Source organism: Polyangium spumosum (assembly GCF_009649845.1).
Lineage (GTDB): Bacteria > Myxococcota_A > Polyangia > Polyangiales > Polyangiaceae > Polyangium > Polyangium spumosum.
In genome coordinates this window covers 221,870-235,537 of the sequence record NZ_WJIE01000006.1, presented here as the reverse complement: position 1 = coordinate 235,537, position 13,668 = coordinate 221,870, and the positions used below count along the sequence as shown (strand labels likewise).

Below are 13,668 nucleotides of genomic sequence, written 5' to 3'. Positions count from 1 at the left end.
CGCTGGCTTGTGCATGGCCGGCTGCACATCTCGCGGCATCGGTCAAGCTCGGAGTACGCCTCCACGTCGCCTGGGTGGCACACGCGCGGAGAGCCGCCCGGCAAAGTCCTCGGACGCAAGGGGTGCTCGCGCGCGTGCGGCCCACGGGTGCAGCTCGTCAGGTGACGGCCGGGAAGGCCGACTTGGCGACCGTCAGAATGAGGGCCAGTATACCCGGTAGAGCAAGAGGCCGAGCTCGCCCATGAGCGCGCATGCACCGGCAGGGCGAACTCGGCCGTCACTACTTCATGTGCCGCAGCAACGCGGGTCGGTACAGACCCGTCGTCCACGAGGCTGCAATAATACACGATTCGTGCGGCTGAGCCGGAACAGGGCCCACACGAACTTGATCAGAAAATTAGCTAATGCGCAAAACGCTTCTGCTTCGGTCTCGCTCAAGCCGATCTCCTCGACGCGAACAATCGAATTGGAGCAGTCCGGCGTTCAGGCCGGCGGTAATCGCAATAGCCTGCGGAAAGGCTCTCTTATAAGGCACGCCACGGAACGGAGCCGCTAAAGGCGCGCGATGAACCGACGATACCAGGACGCGAGCTGAAACACAACTCTCGGCACCGTCGGCCGAAATAGCGCCATGAGACGCAGACCAAGGCCCCCGAGATAGTTCCGGGAAGAGAGGGTTCCCGGATCCCGGCGGCCCCATGACCATGTTCCGACAGGTCGATGGTAACCGGTCGCGCTTCCGAGGGGTGCACACCGTAGACGCGCCGCCCCGCGTCAGAAAAAATCGTCCCAGGGACGCACGGAAACGCCCGCGAGCCTGCCCAATAGGACACGTGACGACCCCCGAGCCCGCCGCGTCTCCCCTCGGTTCGTTCGCCGACCTCTACCAGGCGTACGCCGCCCAGCTCCCGCACTGGTTCCGTTGGCTGCGGGTTCCGGCCATCAGCGCCGCTGATGCGGAGCAAGAGGTCTGGCTGGCTGTCACCGAGGCCCCCGCGAGCATCCCGACGAGCCCCACCGAGGCCCGCCGCGCGCTCTTCATGCTCGCCGTGCGCATCGCCCAGAACCACAGGCGCCGCGAGGCCCGGCGCGTGGCCCGCCAAAGCGGGGTGGTCATCGACGACCTCGAGGCCCGCGGGCCGAGCCTCGAAGAGCAAGCGGCCGTCGCACTCGCGTTGCTCGACGTGCTCGAAGAGCTCGGCGATGAAGCGACGCGCCGCATGGTCATCGCTAACAAGGTCCTCGGGTACACAGAGCCCGAGATCGCTGCCCTGTACGGGATGCCCGTGGGCACCGTGCACAGCCGGATTTCTCGGGCCTGCGTGCAGCTCGCCAAGCGGCTCCGCGCAAACGACGAGCGCGAAGAGCGGCGCGGCGTCGTGCTCCTCCCCGGCGCGATCGTCTTCGATCCGGAGATCCGCGCCGCGATGGCCGCGATCCTTGCCGTGCACGGGGGTCTCCCTTCGTTCGGCGGAGGCGGGCCCGGTGGCCCTCCGCCCCCACCTCCTCCGCTTCTCACGACCATTCCCGCAGCTCCCTGGCTCGCCTCGATCCCGACGACTGCGCCGAAGCTCGCCGCCCTGGTCGTGCTTCTCCTCCTCGGTCCTGCGTGCGTGGCGTTCCTGGTCTTCCTCTTCGTCTGGTCTCCCGAGCGCCCCGAGCTCGCCCGCAGCGGTCTCCTCGTGCCACCCGTGAGCATCGAGCTTGGCGAGGTGCAAGAGAGCGCTCCCCCGAGTCAGCCGACGAGCGCCCCGGCCTCGACGCCCGCCACGCGCGCACCACGCGCCGAGACGTTGAGCGACGACGCGCGCCGCGCCCTTCGCCTCGGTCGGCCAGCGTTCACGCACACGAGAGGCGAGGCGCACCGCCTCCCCCGTTGATCTCCACGGGCCCTTCCTGGAGCCCGGGGCGGGAATCCCGATGGCGCGCGGGCTCCTGTACTTCATCGCGCCAGCACGGTGATGCCATGTCGAAGGACGCCCAGAACATCGACGACACGACCGAGGTCTCCGAGCTGCCGACCGAGTTTGCCATCGGGAGTGACGGCCATCTGTACGTGAACGAGGAGAGCCTACCTCCCGGGGCTTTGGCCGGGCGCAAGCGGTTCGTCGGATACGAACTCACGAGCGAGGAGGCGGGGCAAGTCTGGGATGAGGTTCATCGGACCGCGTTCAACGCGACGCGCCCACTACGCGCCCGCCGATGAGCGTTCGAGGCCCCCGCGAGCGTTGGCCATGGATACGATCACGCTCCATGGCCCTCGCGCGGTTCGTGCTCGCCCTGGTCCTCGTGCTCGCCTCCGGCCTGGCGCACGCCGACGAGCACGCCGGCCCCCCGAGCCGCATCGACCAAGCCGTGCGGTTCGCCGAGCTCGTGCGCGAGGGGGACCGCGCCCGCGCCGCGGGCCGGACCTCCGCGGCCGTTCACGCCTACAGCGAAGCTCTTCGCATCCGTGACGATCCCGCGATCGTCGGCCGCCTCGGGCTCGTCGCCTTCGAAGGGGGCGCGACGGGCGAAGCCGTGAGCTACCTGCTCCGCGCCATCATCGATGGGCACGACGTCCCGCACGCCGAGCGGCGCAAGATCGTCGACGCCTACGAACGCGCCCGCCCGCAGGTCTGCCGCGTCGACATCGCGCTGAGCCATCTCGGTGCCGACGTGCTGATCGATGGCGAGCTCGAGCGCGAGGCGTCCACCGCGGGCGAGTTTTACGTGTTCACGTCGCCAGGGCGGCATGAGGTCCGCGCGAGCCTTGCCGGGTTCCGCGATGCCATCGAGACGATCGAGGCTCCCAAGGGTGGACGCGTCCGGGTCTCGCTCGTACTGACGCCCCTCCCCGCGCCGAGCTCGCCGCCCGCTCCCGAGCTGCCTGCGGCGTCGAGGCCGGCTAGCTCTGCGCCAAGCCCGAGCTCCGCGCCGAGCTCGAAGCCCCCACCGGCACCGAGCTCCCCGAAATCTGCGCCGAGCTCGAAGCCCCGGCGATGGAGCCCGGCCTTCGGGGCGACGGCCATTTATGGCGCGGTCTCGCCGCTGCCAGCGTTCGGCTTCGTCGCGTCCTCGGAATGGCCATTTGGCGAAGTATTCTCCGCCCGGCTCGACATCCGCGGGGCCAAATCGGCTCGCGAGTTGGAGGGATCGGCCATCCGTGGCGTCATCTTCGGCGCGTGGCCTGCCTTATGCGCGACAGGGGGCAGGTTTTCGGGGTGCCTGCTCGGAACAACAGGCGTGATCGAGCAATCACGGGGCACCGTCTCGATCTGGAGGCCCTACCTTGGGTTTGGCGCAGGCGGTCAAGGCAGGCTCGTTTCTATCGGCCCTGCTGAAATACGTCTGGCCGTGGACGCTGCGATCCTCCTCGACGACTACCCGATTCGCCATGGTGGTGACGAGCTATGGACCGGGCCCCAGCTCCTGACAAACCTCAGCGCGCTTGTGGTTTTTCCTAGGCATTGACCTGGGTTTGTCCTTCATGGTACGGTGTCCTGCATGCACTCCAAGCTGTCCGGTTGTGTCCTGCTCGGCGTCCTGCTCGGGGCTTTCGTGGGCACCGTCCAGGGATGCGGCTCCGAGCCGTTTGATTTCCCCTGCGAACCGGCCTTCCCGTGCCGCGAGCCCGACATTTGCGTCGACGGGCTCTGTGTCCTGCCGGATGCCGGAACGGACGCGAGCGACGCGGGAGAAACCTCAGCCATCGGCTGCACGGGCCCGTGCATCCCGCGAGGCCCCGACGGATGGAGCGATCCGCGCGCCGTCTGGATCGGCGACGCTAGCAAGGCCCCCACGTTTTGCCCCGAGAACATGGACATGGGTCTCCGTACGCGCGCCTTTGCCGATCTGGAGTGGGAGTACGGGACGTGCGAGCCCTGCGGATGCACGGCGCCCACGGGCACCTGCACGACGCTTCCGGAGACCATCGAGGTCCGCGCCGCCCTATGCGCACAGCAGGGGACCGCGCTCCCCTTCGGAGGCCCCGACGGGTGGGACGGGTCCTGCACGAACGCGAATGCGATCCCCGCGGGGGCGATGTGCGGCGGGACCTTGTGCGCGCAGTCGCTCGCCGTCTCGCCGCTCGGCCCTCCGGTCGAGGATGGTTGCGAGCCCGTCGTCATTCCCGCCGAGAAGCCACCGCACGCGGGAACGCCCACGATGAGCGGCCCCACGTGGACCTGGAAGACACACGCGATCTCTTGCTACCTCCCGACGTGCGAGGACCCGAAAGAAGCGTGCATGCGGACCTTGGCCCCGCTGCCCGAAGGTTTCGCGCACTGCGTCTCTCTCTCCGGCTTCCATGCGTGTCCCGAGACGTGGAACGCCAAGGAGCTCGTCGCCTACGACGACGACAAGGCCGGCGCGATCGACGGGCGCGCGTGCACCGCGTGCGAATGCGGCGCACCTGCCGGCGGCGCCTGCCTCGCGCGTGTGCGCACCTTCGAGGATGGCGCGTGTGCGAAGCTCATCTCCGACGACGCGATCTCGTCGTCCGTCGAGCAGTGCTCGAACGTTTCGATCGCGGGCCTCGCGATCGGCAGCAAGGAGATCACGCCGCCCGAGTACATCCCCGGCGCGTGCGCGACGAGCGGCGGAGAGCCCACGGGCGCCGTCGTCCCGAACCCTGATCGCGCGACCACGTTCTGCTGCCGAGCGCTGGACGCGTGAAGCGCTGGCCACGCGAAAACTTGGCCGACCTCCCCCCCATCCTGTAGGAGCCCCCCAGGTCACGCCGATCACCCATCTCTCGCCCCTCCGCGAGGGCTGCGGGTGGTCCGTGTTTGCTCGTGAAGGGGGCGTCTCATGCAGGCGTCGTTTGCGTCGTCGTCCATCAAAAGCAGGGGCCCGGAAGACACGATCCCTTCGGTCGTCCATCGCTCCTCCATGCTCCCGCCCGCCGAGGATCGCCCCACCGACGTGGATCCGATCCCGCCCTTCCGCGAGAGCCACCCGACCGTCCCCTACGAGCGCTCGAACCCGAAGTCCTGGTTCGCCACCTACAAGCAGCGCCGCAAGCTCGCCCTGATCGACCTCGACGAAGAGAGCTCCGAGGACGGGCGCCCCATGCCCGAGTGGTGCGTCGAGATGGGCTCGGGCCTGCTCGCCATGACCACCTTCGAGCTCTGGATGGGCCTCGCCCGCGGCGAGATCGGGGCCGACACCTCGGTCTGGCGCGACGGCATGGAGGGCTGGACCCGCATCGAGCACATCCCCGAGCTCGCCTACGCGCTCGCCGATTCGGTCTCGTTCGACCCTCCCCTCGTGACGCCCGCGCCCCCGCTCGCCGACACCTTGACCCCGCCCCGGGGCGAGGCGCGCACGCCGCTGACCTTCAGCGGAGCCGTCGCGCAGACGGGCGATCCGCCGCATGTGCAGCCGCACGAGGGCGTCGAGCCCCGCTCGGAGCCGATTTCGCTCCCTGTCCGGACCTGGCCCTTTGCCAGGAAAAGTGGGTCGCGACGGTCCTCGACACGGGGCAACGGCCTCTCGTTCGTGCTCGGGTGTGTCGTGGCCGTGGGTGCCGTGGGCCTCGCGCTCGTGCATCGAGGCATCGCGCCCGTGGCCTCGTCGGTGCAAGCGACCGGTCCGGACCGTCCTGCGCTCGTGTCCGGAGCCTCCGCGGTCGTGGCGCAAGTGGGGCAACGGACGGCCGTGACGGTCCGGCAGACGGAGGCGACCCCCGTGGCGCCCCCTCCCCCCTCGGCGCGCCACCATACCGACCCGGGTCAGCGGCGGTCGCGACGGGGCGTGCGACGGTAACGACCCTCCCCGAGGGGGGTCGCGACCCTCTCGCGGGAGGGTATCGACGCTCTTGGCGACGGTCCGGACCGCCTCCTCGGCGCGTGCCAAGGGAGGCGAGTCGCGCTAAGGTCCCGGCCCTCTGCCGCTCTGGAGTCTCTCCGGGGCGTGCTCCGGCGTCGTCTAAGGGCAGGACGGGGGACTTTGAATCCCCTAATCATGGTTCGAATCCATGCGCCGGAACCACTAGCGTCCCCCGACCGAGGGCGTTTACCGTAGCTGCGAGGAGCAGCCGGGCGTGACGAGCGACGACGAGACCGAGGAGGCCAGGTTCGTCGCGCGTCTCGTGGCGCGGGACGAGTCGGCCTTCAACGAGCTCGTCGTCGCCTACGAGCGGCGCGTGTTCGCGCTCGTGTTCCGGATGATCGGGCGGCGCGAGGAGGCCGAGGACCTCGCGCAAGAGGTCTTCGTCCAGGTCTTCAAGGCGATCGATCAGTTCCGCGGAGAGTCGAAGCTCTCGACGTGGATCTTCCGGATCGCCGTGAACCTCTGCAAGAACAAGGCGAAGTACCTGTCGCGGCGCAAGGTGGGCGAGCAGGAGGACGTCCACGAGATCGCCGACCGCGTGACGGGCGACGCCGGCAAGGGCGTCACGGTGAGCGGCGCGATCAACCGCCCGGACGAGATCCTCGAGGGCATGCAGCTCGAGCGCATCGTGAAGCGCGCGATCGAGCAAGTCGACGCGGACTTCCGCGAGGTCCTGATCCTGCGCGACGTGGAGGACATGTCGTACGACGAGATCGCGGAGGTGACGGGCTTGCCGGAGGGCACGGTGAAGAGCCGCATCTTCCGCGCCCGCGCGCAGCTCCGGGCCCTGGTCGAGAAGGCGCTCGGCGACAAGCTGAAAGGCGAGAAGAAGGCATGAGCGCGAAGCGAAAGCGAGAGGCGGGCGCGCCGGCCGACGATCCGGATCGCGTGGACGAGGGCGACGAGCTCACCGACGAGCAAGCCGCGCGCCTCGCGGCCGCAGCGGAGCGCTGGCTCGACGAGGAAGAGAAGGCCACGGCCGAGGACGACGACGAGGACGAGGACGAGGAGGAGGCGGAGGCGCCGCTCGACGAGGTCGAGGTGCGTGATCTGCTCCGGCGCGCGTTACGACCGCCGCCGGGCTCCGTCGCGCCGAGCTTGCTCGGAGGCGTGCAGAAGAAGCTGCGCACGCGCTCGCGCGGGAAGTTCTACGGCGACGGGTGGAGCACGTCGCGCTCGCCGCGCTCGACGTACCTCGTGACCAGCGTGCTGATGCTGGTGCTCGTGGCGTTCGTGTTCCTGGTGCTCGTGCCGTGGGGCGGCGGCGCGCTCCCTTGAGCTAGGCGACGAGCTCTTCGTCCTCGACGGCCTTCGCACCCGGCTCGGTCGCGCCTGCGGCGGGCAAGTGAATCAGAAACCGCGTGCCTCCGCCCTCGCGGCCGAGGCAACGGATCGTGCCGCCGTGCGCCTCCACGATGTCGCGCGTGACCGCGAGGCCGAGGCCCGTGCCGCGTTGCTTCGTGGTGAAGAACGGGTCGAAGATCGACGCGCGCATCTCCTCGGGCACGCCCGAGCCCGTGTCGTCGACCGCGAGGTCGATGCCGCCGCCGTCGGCCTTGCGGATCGACACGACGAGCTCGCCGCCCTTGCTCATGGCCTCCCGCGCGTTGCGCACGAGGTTCAGGAGCGCCTGACGGAACTGCGACTCGTCGAGGCGCGCGTCGGGCAGATCGTCGTCGGCCTCCACGCGGCTCGTGACGTTGCCGCGGTCGAGCTCGGGCTGCACGAAGGCCACGAGCTCACGCGCGAGGTCCTCGACGCGCTCGCGCTCGAGCCTCGGGCGAGGCCTGCGCGAGATGCTGAGGTACTGCTCGGCGATACGCGAGAGCCGCTCGACCTCGGCCTTGATGGCGACGACGAGCTGCGAGGCCTCCTTGTTGTCCGACGTGGCGACCTCCTCTTCGAGCAGCTCGAGGTTGAGGCCGATCGACGAGAGCGGGTTTCTGATCTCGTGCGTGACGTGCGCGGCCATCTTGCCGATGGCGGCGAGGCGCTCGGCGTTCACGAGCTCGCTGCGCGCGCGCTGGATCGCCGCGACCATGCCCTCGAACGTGGTCGCGAGCTCGCCGATCTCGTCGTTCGTGGCCACGACCTCGCGCGGCGTGAGGTCACCACGCGCGACGGCGTTCGCGCGCTCGGTGACGGCCGTGAGCGGCGCGAGCACGCGGCGCGCGTAGATCGAGGTGACGACGCCGACGAGCAAGGTGAGCACGAAGAGGCCCACGAGGAGCTGGATCGAGCGAGCCTCGCGGCGCTTCGCTTCGGCCGTGAGGAACTCCATCCGCTCCTCGACGCGTGACTTGATGGCGCGCAGGCGCTGCGCGCCCTCGGCCTCGCGCTTGAGGAGATCGTCACGCGCCTTCTCGGCCGCCTCGCGGTCGCTCACGGCGAGCGCCTGGAAGAGCTGACCGAACCGCTCGGGATCCGCGCCGACGAGCTTCTCGATCGCCGCGGCCTCCTCGATGATCTCCTGCTGGAACCTGGCGACCGAGCCGTCCTCGTCGACGAGCCCTCTCTCGGCGGCCTCACGCACGTTCGCGAAGGTGCGCGGGCGCGTGCGGCGCGCGGTCTCGATCCACTCGCGGATGTCGCCGGGGTTCTTCGCCGCGGTGATGTGGTTGAGCTGCGCGTTGAACACGTTCTGCGCGGCGAGCGCCTCACCCACGCGGAGCAGGAGCGGCGCGTAGCCGCTGCGGAGCAGCTCCGCGCCTTGCGCCGTGTCCCGGAGCGCGCGGAAGCTCCACGTCATGGTGAGCGCGAAGGCGACGAGCACGAGCACGTAACTCGCGAGCAGCCTGCTCGAGACGGTGCGCCTGCGCGGGGCCCTGGAGCTGGAGCGCGCGGAAGTCATCCTGGGCCTACGCGAGCGAACGCGCGAGCAGGGTGACGAGGTCTTGCGCCTCTTCGCCGCGGCTCCGGAAGCGCCGGAGGCTCGACGCGCACGCGGTCACGAGCAAGCCGCCGCCGCGGGCGTGATGCTCGGCGATACGCGCGTCGGCGATGGCCTCGCTCGTGCGCGGCCGCGTCACGGGCAGGAGCGCGCCGGCGCCGCTGCACTCGGCGTGCTCGCGGTCGCGCTGGAAGGTCGCGGGCTCGTGGCCGCTCATCTTCGCGAGCAGCGCGCGCGGCTCGTCGTACTTGCCGAGCCCTCGGCCGAGCTGACAGGGCTGGTGCCAGCGCACGGTCGTCTCCGCGAGCTCGGGCAAGACGCGCAATCGGTCGCGCGCGGCGTAGGCGAGGTCGACGAGGAGCTCGGGCTCGCGCGGCAGGGTGACGCCGACGCGCGCGTGCTCGACGAGCGTGGCGCGCGCGCAGCCCGGGTCCACGACGACGAAGCGCGGGACCTCGGCGACCTCGGCCGCGAGGCGCTCGGCCGCGACGCGGAAGCCCTCGCGGTCGCCCGCGTGGAGCGAGGGCAGGCCGCAGCAGGATCGGATCGCCCGCACCGGGCCGCCGACGAGCTTCGCGGCGGCGGAGAGCGCGTCCCTCGCGACGGCGGGGTTTTTCCGCGCGTACGAGCATCCGACGAGCACGCCGGCCACGACGGGCCCCTTCTGCGGCGCTTCGGCCTCGAGGGCGTCGAGCGCCGCGGCCGTCTCGCTCGCGCGTGTTTGCGCGCGCGTCACCACGTCGACGGCCGCGCGTGGCGCCGCGCCGCGCGCGAAGAAGTCGGCGCGGGACTCGACGAGCACCGTGGCGGGCTCGTTCTTGTGGTCGCACTTCTCGCGGCACGCGTGGCAGCCGGTGCAGGCCCACGCCGGCGCGGTGTGTGGCTCTTCGATGGGCACGTCGCCGCGACCCGCGAAGTAGGTGAGGCTCATCTTGCCCCACGGCGTCACCGTCTCGCTCGCCTCCGCGTTCGAGACGGGGCACGCGGCGCGGCAGAGCTTCGGGCAGTACACGCACGTCTCGAGCGCGCGTTTGTGCGTGGCGACGATGGGCAGGCGGAGCACGTCCGGAGTCTCTTCCCCCGGCGCGACGAGCGCAAGGGATCCGCGGGTTCTACGCGCTGTCCCGGCGGCCCGCGGGTGGACCCGGGTTGGTCGCGCGGCTGCGTCGGCTCGGCGGGCCTTCCTCGCCCGGCTGGCTCGCCCGCGCCGTCTTGGCCGATCCTTTCGCCTCGGGCTCCTCGGCCGCGGGTTGCGGCGAACGCGCCGTCACCGCGGCTGTGGAGGTGGAGGCCGACGTGGGGCTCGACGCATGCACGAGCGGCAACCCCGTCGCCTCGTCGATCCGCGCGCCCGCAGGCGGCGGCGGAGGAGGTGCAGGCGGGATGATCGTCGCGGTCGTTGGTGTCTCCTGCGGGATCCGGATCGTGAACGTCGTCCCGCGCTCCGACGAGTCGACCTCGATCGAGCCGCCGTGCTCGTCGACGATCTTCTTCACGATCGCGAGGCCGAGGCCCGTGCCGCCGCGCTTGCCGCTCGTCACGAACGAGTGGAACAGCCGCTCGCGGATCTCCGGCGGGATGCCGCGCCCCGTGTCGGAGACGCTGAGGACGAAGTCCGCGCCCTGGCGCAACGCGCGCAGGACGACCTTGCCTCCGCCGTGTGGCTCCATCGCCTCGACCGCGTTGCGCACGAGGTTGTGCACGACGCGCGTCATCTTCGTCTCGTCGAAGCGCGCGGTGCCGCGGTCGTCGAGCTCCATCACGAGCGTGACGCGGTTGCCCGCGAGGTCGAGCTGGAGCTGCTTCTCGAGGTCGCCGAAGAACTTCGTGAGGTAGACCTTGCGTACGAGGATGCTGCGCTCGCCACGCGCGAACTCGAGCAGCTCGCGTTGCATGGCGCTGATCGCGTCGAACTGCTTGAGGATGAGCCGCGCGTGTTCGGCGCGCGTGGCGGGCTCGCTCGCGGTCGCCATGAGCTGCACGTAGCCGCTGATCACCGTGAGCGGCGTGCGCATGTCGTGCATCACGCCGGAGAGCAGGCGGCCGATCGCCGTGAGGCGCTCGCTCTTCTCGCGCTCGGTGCGCGAGCGGAAGAGGCGCACCGCGGTCGAGGCGTTCGCCGACACGAGCCGGAGCAGCGACCTGTCGTCCTGCGTGAAGCCGAGCGCGTTCTTCGCGTTGTAGAGCCCGAGCGCGCCGAGGGACGTGTCCTCCTCGCCTTCGAGCGGCACCACGATCGCGCTCTGCAGGTCGAGGTCGAGCGACGGGTGCATGTGCGCGAGCGCGGCCTCGGCGATCGGCCCCGTGGGCGGGTCCTTCGGGCCGACGTGGATCGACTCGTTGTGCGTCATGGCCCAGCCGAGCAGGCCTTCCCCACGCTTGACGGGCAGGCGCTTGACGTCGACGTCGCGGGCCGAGACGCCGGGCGCCGAGGCGTCGACGAAGTACAGGAACACGCCGCTCTCGCCCTCGTCGACGAGCAGGCCGCCGGCGCGCGCGTCACACGCCTTCGAGGCCTCGGCGATGACGGCGCGCGAGAGCTCTTCGAGCGACGAGGCGCCGCTCATCGCCGTCTCGAGCTCGAAGAGCAGCTTCAGATCGGCGACGCGGTGCTCGAGCTGCTCCTTCGTCTCGACGAGCTGCATGTTCTTCTGGATGACCGAGAGGAACAGGCGCGAGTTGTCGATGGAGACGGCGGCCTGCGTGGCGAGCGCCGAGAGCAGCTCCTCGTCGTGCTGGGAGAACTCGCCCTTGCCGCCGTGTTTGTTGAGCACCTGCACGACGCCGATCGTGCGGCCGACGTGGTTGCGCATCGGCGCGGCGAGGATGGAGCGGGTGCGGTAGCCCGTGAGGTCGTCCCACGTGCGCTGGAAGCGTTTGTCGCGGTAGGCGTCCTTGACGCGGGCGATCTTGCCGTGCTTGGCGACGTGGCCGGCGATGCCTTCGCCGACGGGCAGCTCGATCGAGCGCACCTCGCCGCCGAGGATGACGCGCGAGAGCAGCATCTTTCGTTGCTCGTCGAGCAGGTAGAGCGTGGCCCGGTCGGCCTCGAGCAGCTCCGTGATCTTGCCGAGGATGAGCTCGAGGAGCTGGTCGAGGTCGAGCGTGGAGCCGAGCGCGAGCCCCACGTCGCGCATCGCGCGGACGGTCTTCTCCGAGCGTTCGAGCCTGGCCTCGAGTTCCTCGACCTTGGCCGTGAGCTCTCGCAGGCGGTCCGCCTTACCGGTCACGCTACGACGCTAACACGCCTGAGGCCGGCGCTACAGCGCTCCCGTAAAAACGCAACGATCGCGCGGTTTGCCCAAGGGACGGGCAGGGCAGGGGAGGGGGAGGGGAGGGGGAAGGACACGAAAGGGGCCCCCGAGAGGAGGCCCCTCCGGGCCGGACTTACTGATTCATGGATTCGAGGAACTCCTGGTTCGTCTCGGTGCGGCTCACCTTGTCGAGCAGGAACTCCATCGAGTCGATGACGTTGAGCGGGTGCAGGAGCCCGCGGAGCAGCCACACGCGCTGGAGGATCCACTCGGGCAGGAGCATCTCTTCCTTGCGCGTCGCGCTCTTGTTGATGTCGAGGCAGGGGAAGATGCGCTTCTCCATGAGCTTGCGATCGAGGTGGATCTCGCTGTTGCCCGTGCCCTTGAACTCCTCGAAGATCACCTCGTCCATGCGCGAGCCCGTGTCGACGAGCGCCGTCGCGATGATCGTGAGCGAGCCGCCCTCCTCGACGTTACGCGCGGCGCCGAAGAAGCGCTTCGGCTTGTGCAGCGCGTTCGAGTCGACGCCGCCGGAGAGGATCTTGCCGCTCGGGGGGACGACGGTGTTGTAGGCGCGGGCGAGGCGCGTGATCGAGTCGAGCAGGATGACCACGTCGTGCTTCTGCTCGACGAGGCGCTTGGCCTTCTCGATGACCATCTCGGCGACCTGCACGTGACGCGTCGCGGGCTCATCGAAGGTCGAGCTGATCACCTCGCCCTTGATGTTGCGCTGCATGTCCGTGACCTCTTCGGGCCGCTCGTCGATGAGCAACACGATGAGCGTGGTGTCCGGGTGGTTCGAGCTGATCGCGTTGGCGATGTTCTGGAGGAGCACGGTCTTGCCGGCGCGGGGCGGCGAGACGATGAGGCAGCGCTGGCCCTTCCCGATCGGGCAGAGCATGTCGATGATGCGCGTCGAGAAGCCCTTCTGGCCGTTCTCGATGTTGAACTTCTGCTGCGGGTAGAGGGGCGTGAGGTTGTCGAAGAGGATCTTGTCGCGCGCGACCTCGGGCGAGACGAGGTTGATCTTGTCGACCTTGAGCAGGGCGAAGTACGCCTCGCGCTCCTTCGGGGGCCGGATCGGGCCGCTCACCGCGTCGCCCGTGCGCAGGTTGAAGCGCCGGATCTGCGAGGGCGAGACGTAGATGTCGTCCGGACCGGGCAGGTAGTTGTAGTCGGGCGCCCGCAGGAAGCCGAAACCGTCGGGCAGGCACTCGAGCACGCCTTCGCCGTAAACGGGCTGATCTTGCGCGGCCAGGGCCTGGAGCAGCGCGAAGATGAGCTCCTGCTTGCGCAGACCAGCGGCCCCTTCGATGTTGAGCCCCTTGGCCATCTGCACGAGATCGGCCATCGACTTCTGCTTCAGTTCACGCAGGTGCATCGATCGAAAACTCCACGGAGGGGTGTCGGCCGGTCGCGGCGCGGTCCCCGAGGTCGGTAGGGTTGTGGGAAGGTCTTGCTTTTCGAGTTGACCCTTATCGGGCCGAATCTCGTGGATGCCCGCCCCTGGGAAGGGCGGTTCGACGGACTGTGAGAGGCGTCCCCAGTGAGGGGGCGCGGCCGGGCGCGAGGCCCTTCGGGCGGGGACTCTATCAAGCGATACTGCCCTGTCAATCGGCCGCGTCGCTCGCGCGTCGGCTTCTTCAGGGGCGGATCGTTCCACCACCACGCCCCCGGGGCCGATCCGACGAGGTTGCCTCACCCGCGACG

General features: G+C 69.7%; 11 protein-coding genes and 1 tRNA gene. 8 read left to right on the top strand and 4 right to left on the bottom strand.

All coding sequences use genetic code 11. From position 1 onward, the window contains the following. Nucleotides 1-833 precede the first annotated feature (833 nt). From GF068_RS45275 to GF068_RS21925, 8 genes are all read left to right on the top strand, one after another. Complete coding sequence (locus GF068_RS45275; protein ID WP_170319607.1) at nucleotides 834-1,880, top strand: sigma factor-like helix-turn-helix DNA-binding protein; 1,047 nt, start codon at nucleotides 834-836, stop codon at nucleotides 1,878-1,880. Between the two features lie 86 nt (nucleotides 1,881-1,966). Next, nucleotides 1,967-2,206 carry a hypothetical protein gene (locus tag GF068_RS21955; RefSeq protein WP_153821398.1) on the top strand — a complete coding sequence of 80 codons (240 nt, stop codon included), beginning with the start codon at nucleotides 1,967-1,969 and terminating at the stop codon, nucleotides 2,204-2,206. A 47-nt stretch (nucleotides 2,207-2,253) separates the two neighbouring features. Beyond that, entirely contained in the window at nucleotides 2,254-3,453 is a 1,200-nt protein-coding gene (locus GF068_RS21950) for a hypothetical protein (protein WP_153821397.1), read from the top strand. A 33-nt stretch (nucleotides 3,454-3,486) separates the two neighbouring features. Next, nucleotides 3,487-4,656, top strand: coding sequence for a hypothetical protein (locus tag GF068_RS21945; RefSeq protein WP_153821396.1), 1,170 nt, complete (start codon nucleotides 3,487-3,489; stop codon nucleotides 4,654-4,656). Between the two features lie 216 nt (nucleotides 4,657-4,872). Beyond that, a complete protein-coding gene (locus GF068_RS21940) occupies nucleotides 4,873-5,748 on the top strand; it encodes a DUF4339 domain-containing protein (RefSeq protein WP_153821395.1) in 876 nt (291 codons plus the stop codon). 151 nt (nucleotides 5,749-5,899) lie between these two features. Next, nucleotides 5,900-5,973: transfer RNA gene (locus GF068_RS21935), tRNA-Gln, on the top strand. A gap of 52 nt (nucleotides 5,974-6,025) precedes the next feature. Next, complete coding sequence (locus GF068_RS21930; protein WP_338046502.1) at nucleotides 6,026-6,652, top strand: sigma-70 family RNA polymerase sigma factor; 627 nt, start codon at nucleotides 6,026-6,028, stop codon at nucleotides 6,650-6,652. Next, complete coding sequence (locus GF068_RS21925) at nucleotides 6,649-7,092, top strand: hypothetical protein (protein WP_153821394.1); 444 nt, start codon at nucleotides 6,649-6,651, stop codon at nucleotides 7,090-7,092. Before GF068_RS21930 ends, GF068_RS21925 begins: the two co-directional genes overlap by 4 nt. A 1-nt stretch (nucleotide 7,093) precedes the next feature. Here GF068_RS21925 and GF068_RS21920 read toward each other — a convergent pair whose 3' ends face one another. The 4 genes from GF068_RS21920 to rho all read right to left on the bottom strand — a co-directional run bounded on the left by GF068_RS21920 (nucleotide 7,094) and on the right by rho (nucleotide 13,339). Next, the gene (locus tag GF068_RS21920) at nucleotides 7,094-8,665 is read right to left on the bottom strand and encodes a sensor histidine kinase (RefSeq protein ID WP_153821393.1); all 1,572 of its coding nucleotides are present in this window, start codon (nucleotides 8,663-8,665) and stop codon (nucleotides 7,094-7,096) included. A 7-nt stretch (nucleotides 8,666-8,672) separates the two neighbouring features. Beyond that, on the bottom strand, nucleotides 8,673-9,767 hold the full coding sequence (locus tag GF068_RS21915; RefSeq protein ID WP_338046501.1) for a (Fe-S)-binding protein: 1,095 nt from the start codon (nucleotides 9,765-9,767) through the stop codon (nucleotides 8,673-8,675). A 49-nt stretch (nucleotides 9,768-9,816) separates the two neighbouring features. Next, nucleotides 9,817-11,934 carry a GAF domain-containing protein gene (locus GF068_RS21910; RefSeq protein WP_338046500.1) on the bottom strand — a complete coding sequence of 706 codons (2,118 nt, stop codon included), beginning with the start codon at nucleotides 11,932-11,934 and terminating at the stop codon, nucleotides 9,817-9,819. A gap of 157 nt (nucleotides 11,935-12,091) precedes the next feature. Then, nucleotides 12,092-13,339 carry a transcription termination factor Rho gene (gene rho / locus GF068_RS21905; protein WP_153821392.1) on the bottom strand — a complete coding sequence of 416 codons (1,248 nt, stop codon included), beginning with the start codon at nucleotides 13,337-13,339 and terminating at the stop codon, nucleotides 12,092-12,094. Between the last annotated feature and the right edge of the window lie 329 nt (nucleotides 13,340-13,668).